16 protein-coding genes are annotated in these 16,861 nt (G+C 73.0%); 11 read left to right on the top strand and 5 right to left on the bottom strand.

The annotated features are described in order from the left end of the window. The first annotated feature begins 23 nt into the window (after window positions 1-23). Together ACQXVK_RS05425 and ACQXVK_RS05420 are read left to right on the top strand one after the other, a co-directional pair. The gene (locus tag ACQXVK_RS05425) at window positions 24-719 is read left to right on the top strand and encodes a CGNR zinc finger domain-containing protein (RefSeq protein WP_022906911.1); all 696 of its coding nucleotides are present in this window, start codon (window positions 24-26) and stop codon (window positions 717-719) included. A gap of 124 nt (window positions 720-843) precedes the next feature. Continuing rightward, entirely contained in the window at window positions 844-2,094 is a 1,251-nt protein-coding gene (locus tag ACQXVK_RS05420; protein WP_022906912.1) for an Nramp family divalent metal transporter, read from the top strand. A 15-nt stretch (window positions 2,095-2,109) separates the two neighbouring features. On the opposite strand, the gene ACQXVK_RS05415 is transcribed toward ACQXVK_RS05420, so the two are convergent. Beyond that, the gene (locus tag ACQXVK_RS05415) at window positions 2,110-2,412 is read right to left on the bottom strand and encodes a DUF427 domain-containing protein (protein ID WP_430852966.1); all 303 of its coding nucleotides are present in this window, start codon (window positions 2,410-2,412) and stop codon (window positions 2,110-2,112) included. A 54-nt stretch (window positions 2,413-2,466) separates the two neighbouring features. Continuing rightward, complete coding sequence (locus tag ACQXVK_RS05410; protein ID WP_430852965.1) at window positions 2,467-3,066, bottom strand: 2-phosphosulfolactate phosphatase; 600 nt, start codon at window positions 3,064-3,066, stop codon at window positions 2,467-2,469. Window positions 3,067-3,161: 95 nt separating this feature from the next. Here ACQXVK_RS05410 and ACQXVK_RS05405 point away from each other — a divergent pair, with 95 nt between their 5' ends. The 4 genes from ACQXVK_RS05405 (at window position 3,162) to ACQXVK_RS05390 (ending at window position 5,409) form a co-directional block, all read left to right on the top strand. After that, window positions 3,162-3,794: a GNAT family N-acetyltransferase gene (locus ACQXVK_RS05405; RefSeq protein WP_022906914.1), complete on the top strand. Its 633-nt coding sequence runs from the start codon at window positions 3,162-3,164 to the stop codon at window positions 3,792-3,794. Window positions 3,795-3,850: 56 nt separating this feature from the next. Continuing rightward, window positions 3,851-4,342: a hypothetical protein gene (locus ACQXVK_RS05400; protein ID WP_022906915.1), complete on the top strand. Its 492-nt coding sequence runs from the start codon at window positions 3,851-3,853 to the stop codon at window positions 4,340-4,342. A gap of 127 nt (window positions 4,343-4,469) precedes the next feature. Then, window positions 4,470-5,039: a DUF1684 domain-containing protein gene (locus tag ACQXVK_RS05395; protein WP_042723762.1), complete on the top strand. Its 570-nt coding sequence runs from the start codon at window positions 4,470-4,472 to the stop codon at window positions 5,037-5,039. Between the two features lie 10 nt (window positions 5,040-5,049). Continuing rightward, the gene (locus ACQXVK_RS05390; protein WP_430852964.1) at window positions 5,050-5,409 is read left to right on the top strand and encodes a GntR family transcriptional regulator; all 360 of its coding nucleotides are present in this window, start codon (window positions 5,050-5,052) and stop codon (window positions 5,407-5,409) included. Between the two features lie 170 nt (window positions 5,410-5,579). On the opposite strand, the gene ACQXVK_RS05385 is transcribed toward ACQXVK_RS05390, so the two are convergent. Next, window positions 5,580-6,416, bottom strand: a complete 837-nt coding sequence (locus tag ACQXVK_RS05385) for an endo alpha-1,4 polygalactosaminidase (protein ID WP_430852963.1) — start codon at window positions 6,414-6,416, stop codon at window positions 5,580-5,582. A gap of 275 nt (window positions 6,417-6,691) precedes the next feature. Between ACQXVK_RS05385 and ACQXVK_RS05380 the strand changes: the two genes are divergently transcribed. Together ACQXVK_RS05380 and ACQXVK_RS05375 are read left to right on the top strand one after the other, a co-directional pair. Next, window positions 6,692-8,299 (top strand): DEAD/DEAH box helicase, encoded by a 1,608-nt coding sequence (locus tag ACQXVK_RS05380; RefSeq protein WP_430852962.1) that lies wholly within the window; start codon window positions 6,692-6,694, stop codon window positions 8,297-8,299. Window positions 8,300-8,468: 169 nt separating this feature from the next. After that, window positions 8,469-8,672, top strand: a complete 204-nt coding sequence (locus tag ACQXVK_RS05375; RefSeq protein WP_022906919.1) for a CsbD family protein — start codon at window positions 8,469-8,471, stop codon at window positions 8,670-8,672. A gap of 81 nt (window positions 8,673-8,753) precedes the next feature. On the opposite strand, the gene ACQXVK_RS05370 is transcribed toward ACQXVK_RS05375, so the two are convergent. After that, window positions 8,754-9,296: an NUDIX hydrolase family protein gene (locus ACQXVK_RS05370; protein ID WP_022906920.1), complete on the bottom strand. Its 543-nt coding sequence runs from the start codon at window positions 9,294-9,296 to the stop codon at window positions 8,754-8,756. A gap of 85 nt (window positions 9,297-9,381) precedes the next feature. On the opposite strand from ACQXVK_RS05370, the gene ACQXVK_RS05365 reads away from it, so the two are divergent. Further along, the gene (locus ACQXVK_RS05365; RefSeq protein WP_430852961.1) at window positions 9,382-10,008 is read left to right on the top strand and encodes an alpha/beta hydrolase; all 627 of its coding nucleotides are present in this window, start codon (window positions 9,382-9,384) and stop codon (window positions 10,006-10,008) included. A 182-nt stretch (window positions 10,009-10,190) separates the two neighbouring features. Here the strand turns inward: ACQXVK_RS05365 and ACQXVK_RS05360 are convergent, their stop codons facing one another. Then, entirely contained in the window at window positions 10,191-10,829 is a 639-nt protein-coding gene (locus ACQXVK_RS05360; RefSeq protein ID WP_402266615.1) for a PadR family transcriptional regulator, read from the bottom strand. Window positions 10,830-10,999: 170 nt separating this feature from the next. On the opposite strand from ACQXVK_RS05360, the gene ACQXVK_RS05355 reads away from it, so the two are divergent. Both ACQXVK_RS05355 and ACQXVK_RS05350 read left to right on the top strand, forming a co-directional pair. After that, window positions 11,000-15,778 (top strand): Lhr family ATP-dependent helicase, encoded by a 4,779-nt coding sequence (locus ACQXVK_RS05355; protein WP_430852960.1) that lies wholly within the window; start codon window positions 11,000-11,002, stop codon window positions 15,776-15,778. Between the two features lie 20 nt (window positions 15,779-15,798). Then, the gene (locus tag ACQXVK_RS05350) at window positions 15,799-16,602 is read left to right on the top strand and encodes an Fpg/Nei family DNA glycosylase (protein ID WP_402266609.1); all 804 of its coding nucleotides are present in this window, start codon (window positions 15,799-15,801) and stop codon (window positions 16,600-16,602) included. Window positions 16,603-16,861: the final 259 nt, after the last annotated feature.

The following is a 16,861-nucleotide window of genomic DNA, read 5'->3' as shown; positions in this document are numbered from 1 at the left end:
CGGTAACCCGTTAGCCTGGGCGGATGCACACGGGGCAGCACATCCGCACGGACACCGGTTCCACCTGGTTCTTCGACGCTGGACGGATCGCCCTCGACTTCGCGCACACCGGCGGTTTCGCGGACGACCCGGACGACCGTCGCCCGCGCGCGCAGCTCGGCGAGCTGCTGGTGACCCCGGCCGACCTCGACGAGTGGCTGAGCGACCACACCGAGCCCATCGACGTCGGGGCGACGGCCCGCGAGCTGCAGGACGCCCGTGCCCTCCGCGCGGCGATCGCCCGGCTGGCCGTCGCAGCCGCTCCGGGTCCCGCGTCGACCGCGGCGGAGCGCACGGCGGTGGCCGCGGGACTCCGAGCCGGGACCGGCCGCACCCGACCGGCGCCCGACGACATCGACACGGTCAACCTGTTCGCGGCGTTGCCCGACGTGCCGCCGAGCCTCCCGGGCGGGCGGCGTCGCGCCGGAGCGAACCGGGTGCGACTGGCCCAGGCGCTGTCGAGCGTCGCACGTGACGCGGTGGCGCTGTTCACCGAGGTCGGCTTCGACGACGTCGCCGCGGACGGACAGCCGACGCGGTTGAGCCGGTGCTCGGCCGACGACTGCGCGCTGGTGTTCTACGACTCGTCCCGCGGCGGCACCCGACGGTGGTGCTCGATGCAGCGGTGCGGGAACCGGGCGAAGGTGCGGGCGCACCGGGCGCGGCGCGCGGCGGTCTGACGAGACCCGCGCCTCCCGGTCTGCTCGGCGCCGCTCCGCGCCGGTCCGCGCCGATGCGCACCGATTCGTGCGCGCCTCGAAAACAAGGATTCGGCACGCCGAATCCTCTGGCACACTGGTCCCCATGACCGACACCGCGACCCGCCCTGCCGAGGCGACGACGCCCCGGAAACGCGCCGCCGGCCTGACGCTCCTCGGCCCCGCGTTCGTCGCCGCCATCGCCTACGTCGACCCCGGCAACGTCGCCGCGAACCTCACCGCGGGGGCGAAGTACGGCTACCTGCTGCTCTGGGTGCTCGTCGCCGCGAACGCGAGCGCGGTCGTGGTCCAGTACCTGTCCGCCAAGCTCGGCGTGGTCACGGGCAAGTCCCTGCCGGAACACCTGGGCCTGCGGATGCGGCGCACCCCCCGGCTGTTGTTCTGGGCGCAGGCCGAGGTCGTGGCCGCGGCGACCGACATCGCCGAGGTCATCGGCGGCGCGCTCGCACTGCACCTGCTGTTCGGCCTGCCCCTCGTGGCCGGTGGGCTGATCACGGGCGTGGTCTCGATGGCGATCCTCACGCTGCAGAGCCACCGCGGGACCCGCACGTTCGAGGCTGTTGTGACGGCGATGCTCGCGATCCTCACGGTGGGCTTCTGCGCCGGGCTGCTGTTCGCGCAGGTCTCTCCGGCGGAGCTGGTGGCCGGGCTCGTCCCGCGGTTCGAGGGGTCCGAGTCCGTGATGCTCGCCGCCTCGATGCTCGGCGCGACGGTCATGCCGCACGCGGTGTACCTGCACTCGGCGCTGGCCCGTGACCGGCACGGTGACGTCCCCGCCGGTCCGGAGCGTCGTCGGGTGCTCGTCGCGACGCGGTGGGACGTGGGGCTCGCGCTCCTCGTGGCCGGCGGGGTGAACGTCTGCATGCTCGTCCTCGCGGCGGCGACGCTGCCCGGGGTCGAGGGGACGGACACGATCCCGGGAGCACAGGCCGCGATCGTGTCGAACGTCGGCCCGGTCGTGGGCGTGCTGTTCGCGGTGGGCCTGCTCGCGTCGGGCCTCGCCTCGACCTCGGTGGGGTGCATGGCCGGCGCCGAGATCATGAAGGGCCTGCTGCACGTGCGGATCCCGCTCGTGGTGCGGCGGCTCGTGACGCTGGTGCCGGCGATCGTGCTGCTCGCCGTGAACGTCGACGCGACGATGCTGCTCGTGGTGAGCCAGGTCGTGCTGAGCTTCGGGATCGCGTTCGCGATCGTGCCGCTGGTGGTCTACACCTCGCGTCGGAGCGTGATGGGTGCAGACGTCAACGCGATGACCACCCGCGTCGTGGCGGGCGTCATCGCGCTGGTGATCGTCGCGCTCAACGTGGCGCTCGTCGCGCTCACGCTGGCGGGCTGACCGGGTCGGCGCGGATCAGTCGACGACCTTGACGCCCTTCCAGAACGCCACGTAGCCCGAGTAGTCCTTGCCGACGCGGTCGAACGACGACGGGATCGGCGTCGGGTACGACCATGCGTTGTCCTGCAGCGCCTGCCCGTCCACGTTCACCGTGTAGTACTGCGTGTCGCCCTTCCACGGGCAGTGGTACTGCGTGGGGCTCTCGGTGAAGAGCTCGGACTTGACGCTCGACGGCGGGAAGTACCAGTTGCCCTCGATCTGGATGAGGTCATCCTTGGGGGCCTCGGCGATCACGGTGTCTCCGACGACTGCCTTCACGGCGTGCTCCTTCGCTCTGCGGTCCGGCGAGGTACCGGATGTCGAGTGGGAACGCTACGCGCGGGAACTCGATTCCCGCAGGGTCTCCAGCCCGCCGTCGACCGCGAGGGCATCGTGCACGGCAGCCGGGGCCAGCGCCGCGGCCGACTCGGAGGCGCTCACGAGGTGCTTCACCGCACGCCGCAGCCCCGTGTACGCGGCACACGCGGCCGCCGCCTCGGGTGAGGTGTGGTCGATCCCGACCTCGGCGAGCGCGTCGACGACGGCCCCGGCCGCGAGCAGGTCCTCGACCGCGAAGTCCGGCGCGTCCGGCACGTCGGCCGCTTCGCCCGCCGCCTGTGCGGCGTCGTCCGCCGGTGCGTGGTGGCGTCCGGCGGCGACGATCGCGACGACGCAGCGGTCGCCACGGTCGGCCTGGAGGCGCGTCACGCGTTCCGCGACGGCCGTCGCGTTGCCGAGGTGGCCGCGCACGACCTCCGGACCCTCCGGCAGCTGCGCGGCGAGCGCGCGTCGACGACCGGGGCCGTCGTGCCCGGCGGACGCCGGGAGGACGTCGACCCAGACGAGCAGGTGCGTCCCGTGGGCGATCCGCGCCGCCCCGCCGGTGCCCCATGCGAAGCGGACCTGGTACTTCTCCTGCGTGCGTGCTGCCACCCGCGACACGATAGCCGCCCGCGGTCCCTGATCCTTTCCACAGGTGCCCCGCCGCCCGAGGTTCGTCACGGTCGTCGACCGTAGGATCTGTTGCCATGGAGATCGCCCCCGCACCCACCCTGACCGGCGACCGCGTGACGCTCGAACCCCTCGGGCCGGAGCACGCGGACGACCTGCGGGCGGCGGTCGCGGACGGTGACCTGTGGCGCACCTGGTACACGTCGATCCCCGCTCCGGCGCAGGTCGACGACGAGATCGAGCGGCGCCTGTCCGAGCACGCCGCCGGACGGATGGTGCCGTTCGCCGTCCGCGACCGCCCGACCGGCCGGGTGGTGGGGTCGACGACGTTCCTCAACCCCGACACCGGCAACCGTCGGGTGGAGATCGGCGCGACATTCCTGTCCCGGTCCACCCAGCGGTCCGGCATCAACACCGAGGCGAAGCTGCTCATGCTCTCGCACGCCTTCGACGTCTGGCAGTGCATCGCGGTCGAGTTCCGCACGCACTGGCACAACCTCCAGTCCCGCACGGCCATCGCGGCACTCGGTGCGAAGCAGGACGGCGTGCTCCGCAACCACTCGATCGGTCGTGACGGCACCCTGCGCGACACCGTGGTGTTCTCGGTCATCGCGTCGGAGTGGCCGACCGTCCGGCTCTCGCTCGCCGAACGGCTCCGCCGGCACGACCGTGCCGAAGGGGCCCGTCGGCGCGCGGCACGGCACGCCTGACCCGACCCGCGCAGCACCCCACCGGGTGCCCACCGTCGACGAGTAGCGTTCGCGGCATGCACGTGGGCCTCCGGATCACCCTCGACGCACCGGCCGAGGCCGTGCGCGACGCCCTGCTCTCCCCGTCGGTCATGGTGGCGGTGACGAAGCCGTTCCTGGTCTACCGCTCGCGCGACCCCGAGGGGTTCCCGGTGCGGTGGGTCCCCGGCACCCCGCACCCGATCACGGCGAGCGCTTTCGGGGTGTTCCCGAGCGGCGACACGCACGTCGACCTCGACCTGTACGAGGTGCGCGGCGTGCCCGTGCAACGCGACAACGGCGGCGGCACGAGCGGGCTGTTCGGACGGATGACCATGCAGCACCGGATGGCGACCGTCGACCTCGGGGACGGACGGACCGAGCTCGTCGACCGGCTGTCCTACCGGATGCGCCCCGCGGCGCTCGGCGTCCTGCTGTGGCCGGGGATGTGGGTGATCTGGCAGTGGCGCGCGCTGCGGATGCGCGCCCTCGCGCCCGGGTGGCGACGCGCTCGACGAGCCGCGGCCTGACCGCCGGGCCCGCGCCGTTCCTCCCGGCACGGCCCGAGGGGCGTACGCTCGCACCGTGAGCCAGACGCATGAGCCGGCAACCGACGACCGCGTGCACAGCACGCTCGCCACCGTGGACTGGCGGCGGATGACCTTCGACCTGTACCGACGAGTACGGGCGACCAGCGATCCCGAGACCGCCCACGCGATGTGGCGCGAGACCCGCGACGCGATGTTCGGCGAGCACCCGGCGAGTCCGCTCCTCGACGAGGACGCCCGCGACTTCGAGTCCCTGCCCGTCCCGGACTACGACCCGTCGTGGCGGTTCCGGGCCCGCATCGAGCCCGCCGAGGCCCTCGCCATGGACGTCGAGACGGGCACCGACGGCATCGTGCACTTCGACCGGCTCGGGGTCGTGACCCTCGCCGGCATCGGCTCGCTCGACGTCTGGTCGCACGGCGGCTACGCGGGCGGTGTGTTCGTCCCGGTGAAGGACGCCAGTGCTGGCAAGGCCCGCGGGACCTACGGCGGTGGCCGCTACCTGCTCGACACGATCAAGGGCGCGGACCTCGGGGGCGACGACGGCGAGCTCGTCCTCGACTTCAACTTCGCCTACAACCCGTCGTGCGCGTACGACCCGGCGTGGGCGTGCCCGCTCGCGCCGCCCGGCAACACCGTCGCGGTCCCGATCCCCGTCGGCGAGCAGTACGACTTCTAGGGTGGAGCACATGTCGGGTCTCGTCGCGATCGACGCCGGTGGGCGCATCCCGCCGTTCGAGCAGGTCAGGTCCCAGATCGCCGCGCAGATCAGCGCCGGGTACCTCGTGGACGGTGAGCGGCTGCCCAGCGTCCGGGGACTCGCGGACGAGCTCGGCCTCGCCGCCGGCACCGTGGCACGCGCCTACCAGCTCCTCGAGGAGGCCGGACTCGTGCAGACCGCCCGGGGCGCCGGCACCCGGGTCATCCGCCCCGCAGAGGTCCCGTCAGCGGTGACGGACGCCGCCCGTGCCCTCGCCGCGGCCGCCCGGGCAGCCGGGCTGTCGGCCGATCAGGCTGCGGCAGCGCTCCGGGACGCCTGGCCCGGCTGACGCGGGCGTTCGTGGTGCTTTCGGGCGTACCTGGCGCTTCCGGGCGTACCCGGCGCTTCCGGGCGTACCCGGCGCTTCCGGGCGTACCCGGTCGGAAGTTCGGGCCAGGTACGCCCGGTTCGACCTTCCATCGCGGCCGTTCTGGGAAGAACCCGCGCCCCGGGGTCCCGTCAGCAATGCTCGTACACGTAGTCGTCGCTCGACGGCGTCACGAGGTCCCGGTCGCGCAGGATCGTCATCGCCGGTCGCTTGGAGGACGCACACACCGACGACCACGGCCGCTCGCTGTTGTCGGTGTACTCGATGTCGATGACCCGCCCGCCGTACACCTTCGTGTACGCGCCGCACTCGTCGTAGACGAAGCACTCCTCGGCGACCACGAAGTCGAACCCGGTGCTCTTCCGACCGGCGACCCCGAGCTGCGGGGTGTTCTTCTGCCCGACCGCGAGACCCGCACCGTGTCCGAGGCGGACGAGCGCGGCCGCGAGCGCGAGGTTGCCCGCCCGGGTCAATGCGCCGTGCGACCGGGTCCACGAGTCGAGGTTGTCGAACTCGACGGCGTCGAACCCGCGATCGGCGCACCGGGCGACGGTCTTCGCGAGCACATTCGTGATGAGTGCCCGCTTCGCAGCGGTCCGGGTGTCGAGCAGCATCTCGTCCGGCCACCCCGGGTCGGAGACCGGCTTGCCCGCGCGGTCGCGGAGGATCGCCGACGGGTACGACCGCTTCCACGTGCTCGCGGCCTCGGGCTGGGTCTGGAAGCCGTTCACGTAGCAGATCGAGTACGTGCCGGCAGCGGGCCGGTCGGTGCTGTCCCGCTCGACGATCGTCACGCCGGACGGCGGCGTGTACGACCCCCCGAGCTGGTAGTCCGGACGCCCCGACGTCGGCAGGTTCGTGTACGACGCAGCGCTCCCGCCTGACGGAGCGGCCGCGGCACAGCCCGCCGTGCCGAGGACCGCCACCAGGGTCATCGCGGTGGTCAGCAGGACGGATCGTGTGCGCACCGCTGCATCCTCGCACGGGCCGGTGCACGGCCGGGTCTGGGGGGATCGGGGCGGAGCACGCTATGCTGGACGTACTCGAGGCGCCGATCGCCTCGTGCGTCGTACGGACGCCCCCGAACTCCCGGTCCACGGACCGATGATCGATCACCTCTGTGAAGGTGCCAGGCTTCTCTGCTGCGGCGACTGCGCCAGCCACCTCTGTTGGCGCGCATCCCGCCCGCGTGCTGCCTCGCAAGCGCGCCCACAGCCGGTCTCATCCGGCTCGAAAGGTCACCATGACCAACGAAGACATCCGTTTCTCCGACCTCGGCGTCCCCGCGCCGATGGTCGCCGTCCTCGCCGACCAGGGCAAGGAGACCGCGTTCCCCATCCAGGAGGACACGCTCCCCGACTCCCTGCAGGGCAAGGACGTCCTCGGCCGCGGCCGCACCGGCTCCGGCAAGACGATCGCGTTCGCGATCCCGCTCGTCGCGCGCCTCGCCGCCAGTGGCCGCAAGCGCCGCGCCGGTCGGCCCCGTGCCCTGGTGCTCGCCCCCACCCGCGAGCTCGCGACCCAGATCGACGTCGCCCTCTCCCCGCTCGCCAAGGCCATGGGCCTGAACACCACGACCGTCTTCGGCGGCGTCGGACAGGGTCGTCAGGTCGACGCCCTGCGCGGCGGCGTGGACGTCGTCGTGGCGTGCCCCGGCCGTCTCGCCGACCTCATGCAGCAGGGCCACGTCAACCTCGGCGACATCGAGGTGACCGTCCTCGACGAGGCCGACCACATGGCCGACATGGGCTTCCTCCCCGGCGTGACCAAGATCATGCAGGCCACGCCCGAGCAGGGGCAGCGCCTGCTGTTCTCCGCCACGCTCGACAACGGCGTGGACAAGCTCGTCAAGAAGTTCCTGCACAACCCGGTCATGCACTCGGTCGACGAGGCGAACAGCCCCGTCGAGGCGATGACCCACCACCTCTTCGAGGTCGCCGACGCCGACGCGAAGAAGGACCTGGTCCGGACGCTCGCGAGCGGCACCGGTCGTCGCATCCTCTTCATGCGCACGAAGCACCACGCGAAGCGCCTCGCCAAGCAGCTCAGCAGCCAGGGCATCCCGGCCGTCGACCTGCAGGGCAACCTGTCGCAGGGCGCCCGTGAGCGGAACCTCGCCAAGTTCTCCTCCGGCGAGGCCCTCGTGCTCGTCGCCACCGACGTCGCCGCCCGCGGCGTGCACGTCGACCACGTCGAGCTCGTCGTGCACGTCGACCCGCCGACCGAGCACAAGGCGTACCTGCACCGTTCGGGCCGCACCGCCCGTGCCGGTTCCTCCGGCGACGTCGTCACCGTGACGATGCCCGCCGAGCGTCGCGACGTCGCGCAGATGATGCGCGCGGCCGCGATCAAGGTCACGCCGCAGCAGGTCACCGCGAACTCCCCGGCGGTCACCACGCTCGTCGGCGAGGTCGCCCCGGTCCGCCACGTCGCACCCGAGCAGCCCCAGCAGCAGCAGCGTCAGCCGAAGCAGCGCACCGCCGAGTCCGACACCGCTGGCGGCGGTCGTCGCCGTGGTCGCGGCGGTCGCACGGGAGGCGCGGCGCAGCCCGCGCGCACCGGCTCGGCTTCCGGGTCGTCCGGTGCAGGGCGTCGCGGCGGTCGCCCCGCCGAGGCCGGTGCCGGCGCGTCGACCGGCTCCGCCGGTGGGCAGCGCTCCGGTGCCGCGTCCGGTGGGCGCCGCAGCGGCGGCAGCCGCCGTGCGTCGAGCGACACCGTCCGTGGCGGGTCCGCTCCGGTGTGGTCGTCCGAGGGCGGCTACGCCGCCGGTCGTGGGACCGGCACCGAGTCGGGCGGCAACCGTCGTGGTGGCTCGCGCCGCGCCTCCCGACCCGCCGGTTCCGCGCGCTGACGGCTCGCGCCGCGCACAGCGCTGACCCGACCGCGACCCGCCGGTTCCGCGCGCTGATCCGAACCTTGACGCTCCCTGCGAGCCAGCATCGCAGGCGGCGTAGGTTCTCCTGCACCGGATGCCGCGCGAGCGACTGACGGGGATTTGTCCGCTGTCGGAAGGAGAGCCTATGGCTGGGATCGAAGACGTCAAGAACGCCGCTGCGAAGGCAGCTGGCAAGGCCAAGGAAGCCGTCGGGAACGTGACGGACAACGACCACCTCAAGGCGGAGGGCAAGACCGATCAGGTCAAGGCCGACACCAAGCAGGCCGGTACGGACGTCAAGGACGCCGCTTCAGGCGTGGCCGACAGCCTCAAGAACGACAACAAGTAAGCCGGTCCAGTACCGCGCTGCGAAGCCCCCGGGTCCGATTCGGATCCGGGGGCTTCGTCGTGTGTGGGGCGGCGGCGCGCGCTACAGGAGCGCGCCGACCGATGCGAGACCGGCGCGGAGAAGCGCTCCGCGACCGCCCTCCATCTCGTCGGCGACGGCGTCGGAGGCCGCTTCCATGGGGCTCATCCACGTCAGCTCGAGCGCGTCCTGACGCGGCTCGCACGTCCCGGTGACGGGGACGACGTAGGCGAGGGAGATCGCGTGCTGCCGCTCGTCGGTGTAGACCGAGGCGCCCGGCAGCGGGAAGTACTCCGCGACGGTGAACGGCGTGGGGCTCGACGGCAGCTGCGGGAACGCCATCGGGCCGAGGTCCTTCTCGAGGTGCCGGAACAGCGCGGTCCGGATCGACTCGCCGAACATCACCCGCCCGGAGACGAGCGTGCGGGCGATCGAGCCGCTCGGCGAGACGCGCAGCAGCACCCCCACCTCGGTGACGACGCCGAGGCCGTCGGTCCGGACGGGGACCGCCTCGACGTAGCAGATCGGCAGTCGACGGCGGACGTTCGCGAGCTCCTCGTCGGACAGCCAGCCGGAGTCGGGGTCGGGGGTGCGCAGCGAGGCCATGCACCGTGTCTACCAGTCGTCGCGGCGAGTTCGGCGGAACGCGCGGGGATCGAGCCGCGTCGCTGCGGCAACTACAGTCGGGCGCATGATCGATCGCGACGCCGTGCAGTGGACCCGGGACCCCTCCGAGCGCGTGGGGACGCCGCTGCTCGTCGCCCTGCACGGGGTCGGGTCGAACGAGCGGGACCTGCTCGGGCTCGCGCCGGCGCTGCCGCCGTCGTGGACCGTCGCATCGCTCCGCGCACCGATGCCGTTCGGTCAGGGGTGGAGCTGGTACCCCCTCGGCACGCCGGGGTCGCCCGCGCCGGGGCCCGTCGACGAGTCCGCCGCCGAGGTCCTCGCCTGGATCGACTCGGTGGCGGCCGAGCACCCGCGGATCGGCCTGCTCGGGTTCTCGCAGGGTGGGTCGATGGCGCTGCAGCTCCTGCGTGCACGGCCGGCTGCGTTCGCCTTCGCCGTGTCGCTGTCCGGGTTCGTCGTGCCGGGCGAGTCGGGCGTGACGGACCCGCGCGACGAGGCCGTCGCCGCCGTCCGGCCCCGGGTGTTCCTCGGGCACGGCGACCTCGACCCGGTGATCCCCGGCGAGGCCACCGCCCGGACGCAGGCGTGGGCTGCGGCGCACACCGCCGTGACCGATCGCACCTACGCCGGGCTGCCGCACGCGGTGTCGGCAGCGGAGCTGGCGGACGTGGCGGCGTTCATCGGCGCGTAGCCGCGCTCGGCGCGCTCGGCGCGCTCGGCGCGCTCGGCGCGCCCGGCGCGCTCGGCGCGATCGCCCCGCTTGGTGAGCAGAAATGGTCGGGTCCGACGTGCGGACTCGACCATTGCTGCTCACGATGTGCACGGGAGGCGCGGTGCCAGCTGGCACCGCGCCTCCCGTCCGGGGTTCCGACGTCAGTCGGCGAGGATCTGCAGGAGGTCCTTGCGGAGCTGGTCGATCTTGGCCGTGGCAGCCTTCGCCTGCTCCTCGGTCGCGCTGGTGCGGTACATGTGCAGGACGCCCATGGTCTTCCGGAGCGCCTCGATGAACTCGCGCGACGCGTCCGGGAGGCCCGGCGCGTCGAAGGCCGCGGCGATCTCGTCCGCCTTCGCCTCGGCCTCGGCCCTGCCCGCGTCGGTCAGTTCGAAGAGCGTCTTGCGACCGTCACCCGTGGAGACGACGAGGTCCTCGTCCACGAGCTGCTGGAACGTCGGGTAGACCGAACCGGGGCTCGGCTTCCAGGCGCCGCCGGTGCGTTCGGCGATGGTCTTGATGACGGCGTAGCCGTTCTGCGGGCCCTCGGCCAGCAGGCCGAGGATCGCGAGGCGGACGTCGCCGCGGCGACGGCGTTCGCGGCCGAAGCCGGGACCGCCGGCCATCGGGCCGCCGAAGCCGGGTCCGAACCCGCGACCGAAGCCGGGGCCGAAGCCACCGCGTCCGCCGTGGTCGTGGTCACCGCGGTCGCGGCCGGGGAAGCCGGCGCCGTGGTGCTGCCGCGCGCCGCCGAAGCGGGGGCCGCGCGGGTGCTGGGTGCTGTCGAAGTCGTTGTGCATGGGTCGCATGATGCGTCCTTCCGTTGTGCTGAGTCGGCTCGCGAACGGTCTGACCGGAATCGTCTTCGTCATATCGCGATGGGTCAACGATAGATCGGTAACTATCGCTGTGTCAAGGGGTACGTCCGCTCGGGCCGCTGTCGGTGGTGGCGGGCAGGATGGGACGGACCATGACGGACGTGCTCGAGCGCTTCTCCCCCGCCACCGCGGAGTGGTTCCGCGGCGCCTTCGCCGCACCGACCCCGGCACAGGCCGGCGCGTGGGACGCCGTCTCCACCGGGCAGCACGCGCTCGTGATCGCCCCGACGGGCTCCGGCAAGACGCTGGCCTCGTTCCTGTGGTCGATCGACCGGCTCATCAGCTCGACCGACCGGCCACCCGCGAAGCAGCGCACCCGGGTGCTCTACGTGTCCCCGCTGAAGGCACTGGGCGTCGACGTCGAACGGAACCTGCGCAGCCCGCTCGTCGGCATCACCCAGACCGCCCGGCGCCTCGGGCTCGAACCACCAGACGTCACGGTCGGGGTCCGCAGCGGTGACACCCCGTCGTCCGACCGGCAGAGGCTGCTGCGGCAGCCGCCGGACATCCTCATCACCACGCCCGAGTCGCTCTACCTGATGCTCACCTCGCAGGCGCGCGAGACCCTCGTCAATGTCGACACCGTGATCGTGGACGAGGTGCACGCGGTGGCGTCCACCAAGCGCGGCGCGCACCTCGCGGTGTCACTCGAGCGGCTCGACGACCTGCTCGAGAAGCCCGTGCAGCGCATCGGGCTCTCGGCGACGGTGCGCCCACCGGAAGAGGTCGCGCGGTTCCTCGGCGGACGCGCCCCGGTGTCGATCATCGCGCCGCCGGCGCAGAAGACCTTCGACCTGCGCGTGGTCGTCCCCGTCGACGACATGACCGAGCTCGGTGCGCCGCCGGTCGGAGCGGACGCGACGGAGTCCCCGACGAACGGCTCGATCTGGCCCCACGTCGAGGAACGGGTGGTCGACCTCGTCGAGGAACACCGGTCGACGATCGTCTTCGCGAACTCCCGACGTCTGGCCGAACGGCTGACGGCTCGGCTGAACGAGATCCACGAGGAACGGGTGCTGGCGGCGGCCGGCTCCGTCGGTGACGGTGCACTCGTGCCGGCAGGTGCTTCCCCCGCCGACGACGGGCTGCCGGTCGCGCGTGGACGTCCCCAGTCGCCGGCACGGACGTCGGCGCACGCGGTCGCACCGCAGGGGACGAAGCGGCCCCCGGCGCAGGTGATCGGCGCGTCCGGGCAGACCGGCGGCGGCGGGTCCGACGCCTCGGTGCCCGTGCTCGCCCGCGCCCACCACGGTTCCGTCTCGAAGGACCAGCGCGCGATCATCGAGGACGACCTGAAGTCCGGTCGACTGCGCTGCGTCGTCGCGACGAGTTCGCTCGAGCTCGGCATCGACATGGGCGAGGTCGACCTCGTCGTGCAGGTCGAGGCGCCGCCGTCCGTCGCCAGCGGCCTGCAGCGCGTCGGTCGCGCCGGGCACCAGGTCGGCGAGATCTCGCGCGGCGTGCTGTTCCCGAAGCACCGGGCTGACCTGGTGAACAGCGCCGTGACGGTCGAGCGGATGGTGTCCGGGCAGATCGAGTCGATCTCGGTGCCGGCGAACCCCCTCGACGTCCTGGCGCAGCACACGGTGGCGGCGGGTGCGATCGACACGGTCGACGTCGAGCACTGGTTCGAGCTGGTCCGGCGGAGCGCCCCGTTCAGCGGACTCCCCCGGTCGGCGTTCGAGGCCACGCTCGACCTCGTCACCGGCCGCTACCCGAGCGACGAGTTCGCCGAGCTCCGCCCGCGCCTGGTGTGGGACCGCGTGCACGGCACCCTGACCGGGCGACCTGGCGCGCAGCGACTCGCGGTCACCAGCGGCGGGACGATCCCCGACCGCGGCATGTTCGGCGTCTTCATGGTGGGCGAGAAGGCCTCCCGCGTCGGCGAGCTCGACGAGGAGATGGTCTACGAGTCCCGCGTGGGCGACGTCTTCGCCCTCGGCGCGACGAGCTGGCGCATCGAGGAGATCACCCACGACCGGGTGCTGGTCAGTCCGGCCTTCGGGCAGCCGGGTCGCGTGCCGTTCTGGAAGGGTGACGGCATCGGTCGCCCCGCCGAGCTCGGGCGTGCCACCGGGGCCTTCGTGCGCGAGGTCGAGGGAGCGTCGGACGACGACGCCCGCGCCCGGGTCGCCGCCGGCGGACTCGACGAGCGCGCGGTGACGAACCTGCTGACCTTCCTGCGCGACCAGCGTGCTGCGACCGGGCACGTGCCGAACGACACCACGCTCGTCGTGGAGCGCTTCCGCGACGAGCTCGGCGACTGGCGACTCATCCTGCACTCGCCCTACGGCATGCAGGTGCACGCGCCGTGGGCACTGGCGGTCGCCGCCCGGCTCCGGGAACGCCACGGGATCGACGGCGACGCGATGGCGGCCGACGACGGGATCGTCGTGCGCATCCCCGAGACCGACGCCGAGCCGCCCGGTGCCGACCTGTTCGTGTTCGAGCGGGACGACCTCGACGCGCTCGTCACCGACGAGGTCGGGGCATCGGCGCTCTTCGCCGCCCGGTTCCGCGAATGTGCCGCCCGGGCGCTCCTGCTGCCCCGACGGAACCCCGGGCAGCGGTCGCCGCTCTGGCAGCAGCGGCAGCGGGCGTCGCAGCTGCTCGAGGTCGCCCAGAAGTACCCGTCGTTCCCGATCGTGCTCGAGACCGTGCGCGAGGTGCTGCAGGACGTGTACGACGTCCCCGCACTGCTGGGGATCGCCGACGACATCGCGGGGCGGCGCATCCGGTTGGTCGAGACCGAGACGGAGACCCCGTCGCCGTTCGCGCGTTCGCTGCTCTTCGGGTACGTGGCCGCGTTCATGTACGAGGGCGACTCGCCGCTGGCCGAACGTCGGGCCGCAGCGCTGTCGCTCGACTCGACCCTGCTCGGCGAACTGCTCGGTCGGGCAGAGCTGCGGGAACTCCTCGACCCCGCCGTCATCGCCTCGGTCGAACGCGACCTGCAACGCCTGTCGCCGGATCGCCGGGCGCGCGACACCGAGGGGATCGTCGACGTGCTGCGGCTCGTCGGCGCACTCGACCTCGACGAGATCGTGGACCGGAGCTGGCTGGCGGCAGCGGACGACCGCGCCGCCGCTGCGACCGAGGTGCAGACCGCGCTCGCAGCGCTCGAACGCGATCGCCGTGTGCTCTCGTTCTCGCACGCCGGTGCGACCCGGTGGGCCGTGATCGAGGACGCCTCGCGCCTGCGCGACGCCCTCGGGGTGCCCCTGCCGATCGGCGTGCCGACGGCGTTCGTCGAACCGGTCGCGGATCCGCTCGGTGACCTGGTCGGTCGGTACTCCCGCTCGCACGGGCCGTTCTCGGCGCAGGACGCAGCCGGACGACTCGGCCTCGGGATCGCCGTGGTGCAGGACACCCTGCGGCGGCTCGTCGCCGACCGCCGTGTGGTCGAGGGCGAGTTCCGTCCCGACCGGCAGGGTGCGGAGTGGTGCGACGCCGAGGTGCTGCGCCGCATCCGCACGAAGTCGCTCGCGGCGCTCCGGCACGAGGTCGAGCCGGTCGCGCCGGACGCCCTCGCGCGGTTCCTGCCCGCGTGGCAGCACGTCCGGACGGGCGGGGCCCGCAGCGGCCTGCGCGGCATCGACGGGGTGCTCCAGGTCGTCGATCAACTCGCCGGGGTGGCCCTGCCCGCCAGCGCGTGGGAGACCCTGGTCCTGCCGGTCCGTGTCAGCGACTACGCGCCGAGCATGCTCGACGAGCTCACCGCCACGGGCGAGGTCCTCTGGTCGGGTGGTGGCACCCTGCCCGGCAACGACGGCTGGGTCCGCCTGCACCTGGCCGACACCGCCGCGACCACCTTGGCCGAGCCCTCCGGTGACGAGACGACCGAACTGCAACGGGACGTGCTCGGAGCACTGGCCGGAGGCGGGGCGTACTTCTTCCGGCAGCTCGGACAGGCGGTGGGGAGCACCGACGACACCGCCCTGTCGACCGCGCTGTGGGACCTCGTGTGGGCGGGACAGATCACGAACGACACCTTCGCGCCGCTGCGGGCGATGCTCGGCGGGAAGGCGAAGAGCTCCAGCGCGCCCCGCGCCCGGGCGTACCGCGGGCGTCGACGGCCGACGTTGCCGACGCAGTCCGGTCCGCCGTCCGTCGGTGGCCGGTGGTCCCTGCTGCCCCTGGCCGAGTCCGACTCGACCGTCCGGGCCGCGGCGACCGCCGAACAGCTGCTCGAACGGTACGGCGTCGTCACCCGCGGCGCCGTACAGGTCGAGGGTGTCCGCGGTGGCTTCGCCGGCGTGTACCGGGTGCTCTCCCGCTTCGAGGAGTCCGGCCGGGCCCGCCGCGGGTACTTCGTCGAGGGGCTCGGGGCCGCACAGTTCGCGACCGGGCCCACCGTCGACCGGCTCCGCACGTACGCGCGAGACCTCGACGACGACGAACGCGCCGATCCAGACCGCGCCCGCGAAGCGTTGACCCTCGCGGCGACCGACCCGGCGAACCCGTTCGGGGCGTCGCTGCCGTGGCCGTCGGACTCCGCCGGCCCCGACGACGCTGCGGGCAGCGCCGACAGCACCGCTGATCGTTCCGGTGCGGCCGCGGACCCGGCTCCTGCGAAGACCACGGGAAGAGGCCACCGGCCCGGGCGCAAGGCGGGCGCGCTCGTCACGACGGTCGACGGGCACCTCGCGGTGTACGTCGAGCGTGGCGGCAAGTCGGTGCTGACCTTCACCGACGACCCGGCCGACCTCGCCGTGGCCGCGGCGTCGATCGCGGCCACCGTGCGGACCGGCCTGCGGAAGCTCTCGGTCGAGCGGGTGAACGGGGACTTCGTCCTCGAGACGCCGCTCGGTTCGGCGCTCCGCGAGGCCGGGTTCACCGCCACACCGCAGGGGTTGCGTCTCCGTGTCTGACGACTCGACGGGGGTGGCCCGTGCCTGAGGGCGACACCGTCTTCCGGGCCGCGCGACGGCTCCACACCGCCCTGGCGGGGAAGGTCCTCACCCGGAGCGACTTCCGGGTGCCGGCGTTCGCGACGCTCGACCTCGTCGGCCGCACCGTGGACGAGGTCGTTCCCCGTGGCAAGCACCTGCTGCACCGGATCGGTGACCTCACCATCCACTCGCACCTCAAGATGGAGGGCCGGTGGGACGTCTACGCCCCCGGGGACCGATGGCGTCGCCCGGCGCACCAGGCCAGAGTGGTCCTCGACGCGACCGGCGGTGGACCGGGCAGCGCCGCCGACGTCTCCACGGTCGGCTTCACCCTCGGCGTGCTCGAGGTCGTCCCCCGCGACCAGGAGTCCGAGGTCGTCGGGTACCTCGGTCCCGATCTGCTCGGTCCCGACTGGGACGCCGACCTCGCCCTGGCGAACCTCGAGCGCGACCCGGAACGTCCGATCGGCCTGGCACTGCTCGACCAGCGGGTGCTCGCCGGCCTCGGCAACGTGTACCGGAACGAGCTGTGCTTCCTGCGCGGCGTGCTGCCGACCCGTCCGGTGCGCGAGGTGCACGACCCGGCGCGGGTGATCGCCCTGGCGAGCCGACTCATCCTCGCCAACCGGGACCGGAACGCCCGCGTGACCACCGGAGTCGACCGGCCCGGGCGTCGCTTCTGGGTGTACGGGCGAGCGGGGAAGCCGTGCCTGCGGTGTGGGACGCCGATCCGGCACGGGGAGCTCGGCGACTCGGAGTTCACGCTGCGCGACACGTACTGGTGCCCGCGCTGCCAGACCTGATCGGCGCATCACGCACCGTGCGGGGTTGTCCGGCGGGTGCGCCGGCAACCGCTCGGTGCAAGCATGCAGCGCCGCACCGAGCGACCTTCCTCGCACCGGATCGCGAACGACGCACGGTGCGGGGCGGGCGGGGACCCCGCTCGAGGCGCCCGGCGGCGCCCAGCACCGTGCGTGGTCGGCCGCACGGTGCGAGGTTGCCCGGCCGGTGCGAGGTCAGCGGGCGGCGCACCGTGCGCGGTTGTTCGGCGGGTGCGCCGGC

The sequence above is a fragment of the Curtobacterium sp. AB451 genome, from assembly GCF_050585845.1.
Taxonomy (GTDB): domain Bacteria; phylum Actinomycetota; class Actinomycetes; order Actinomycetales; family Microbacteriaceae; genus Curtobacterium.
This window is presented reverse-complemented; position numbering and strand designations above follow the sequence as displayed.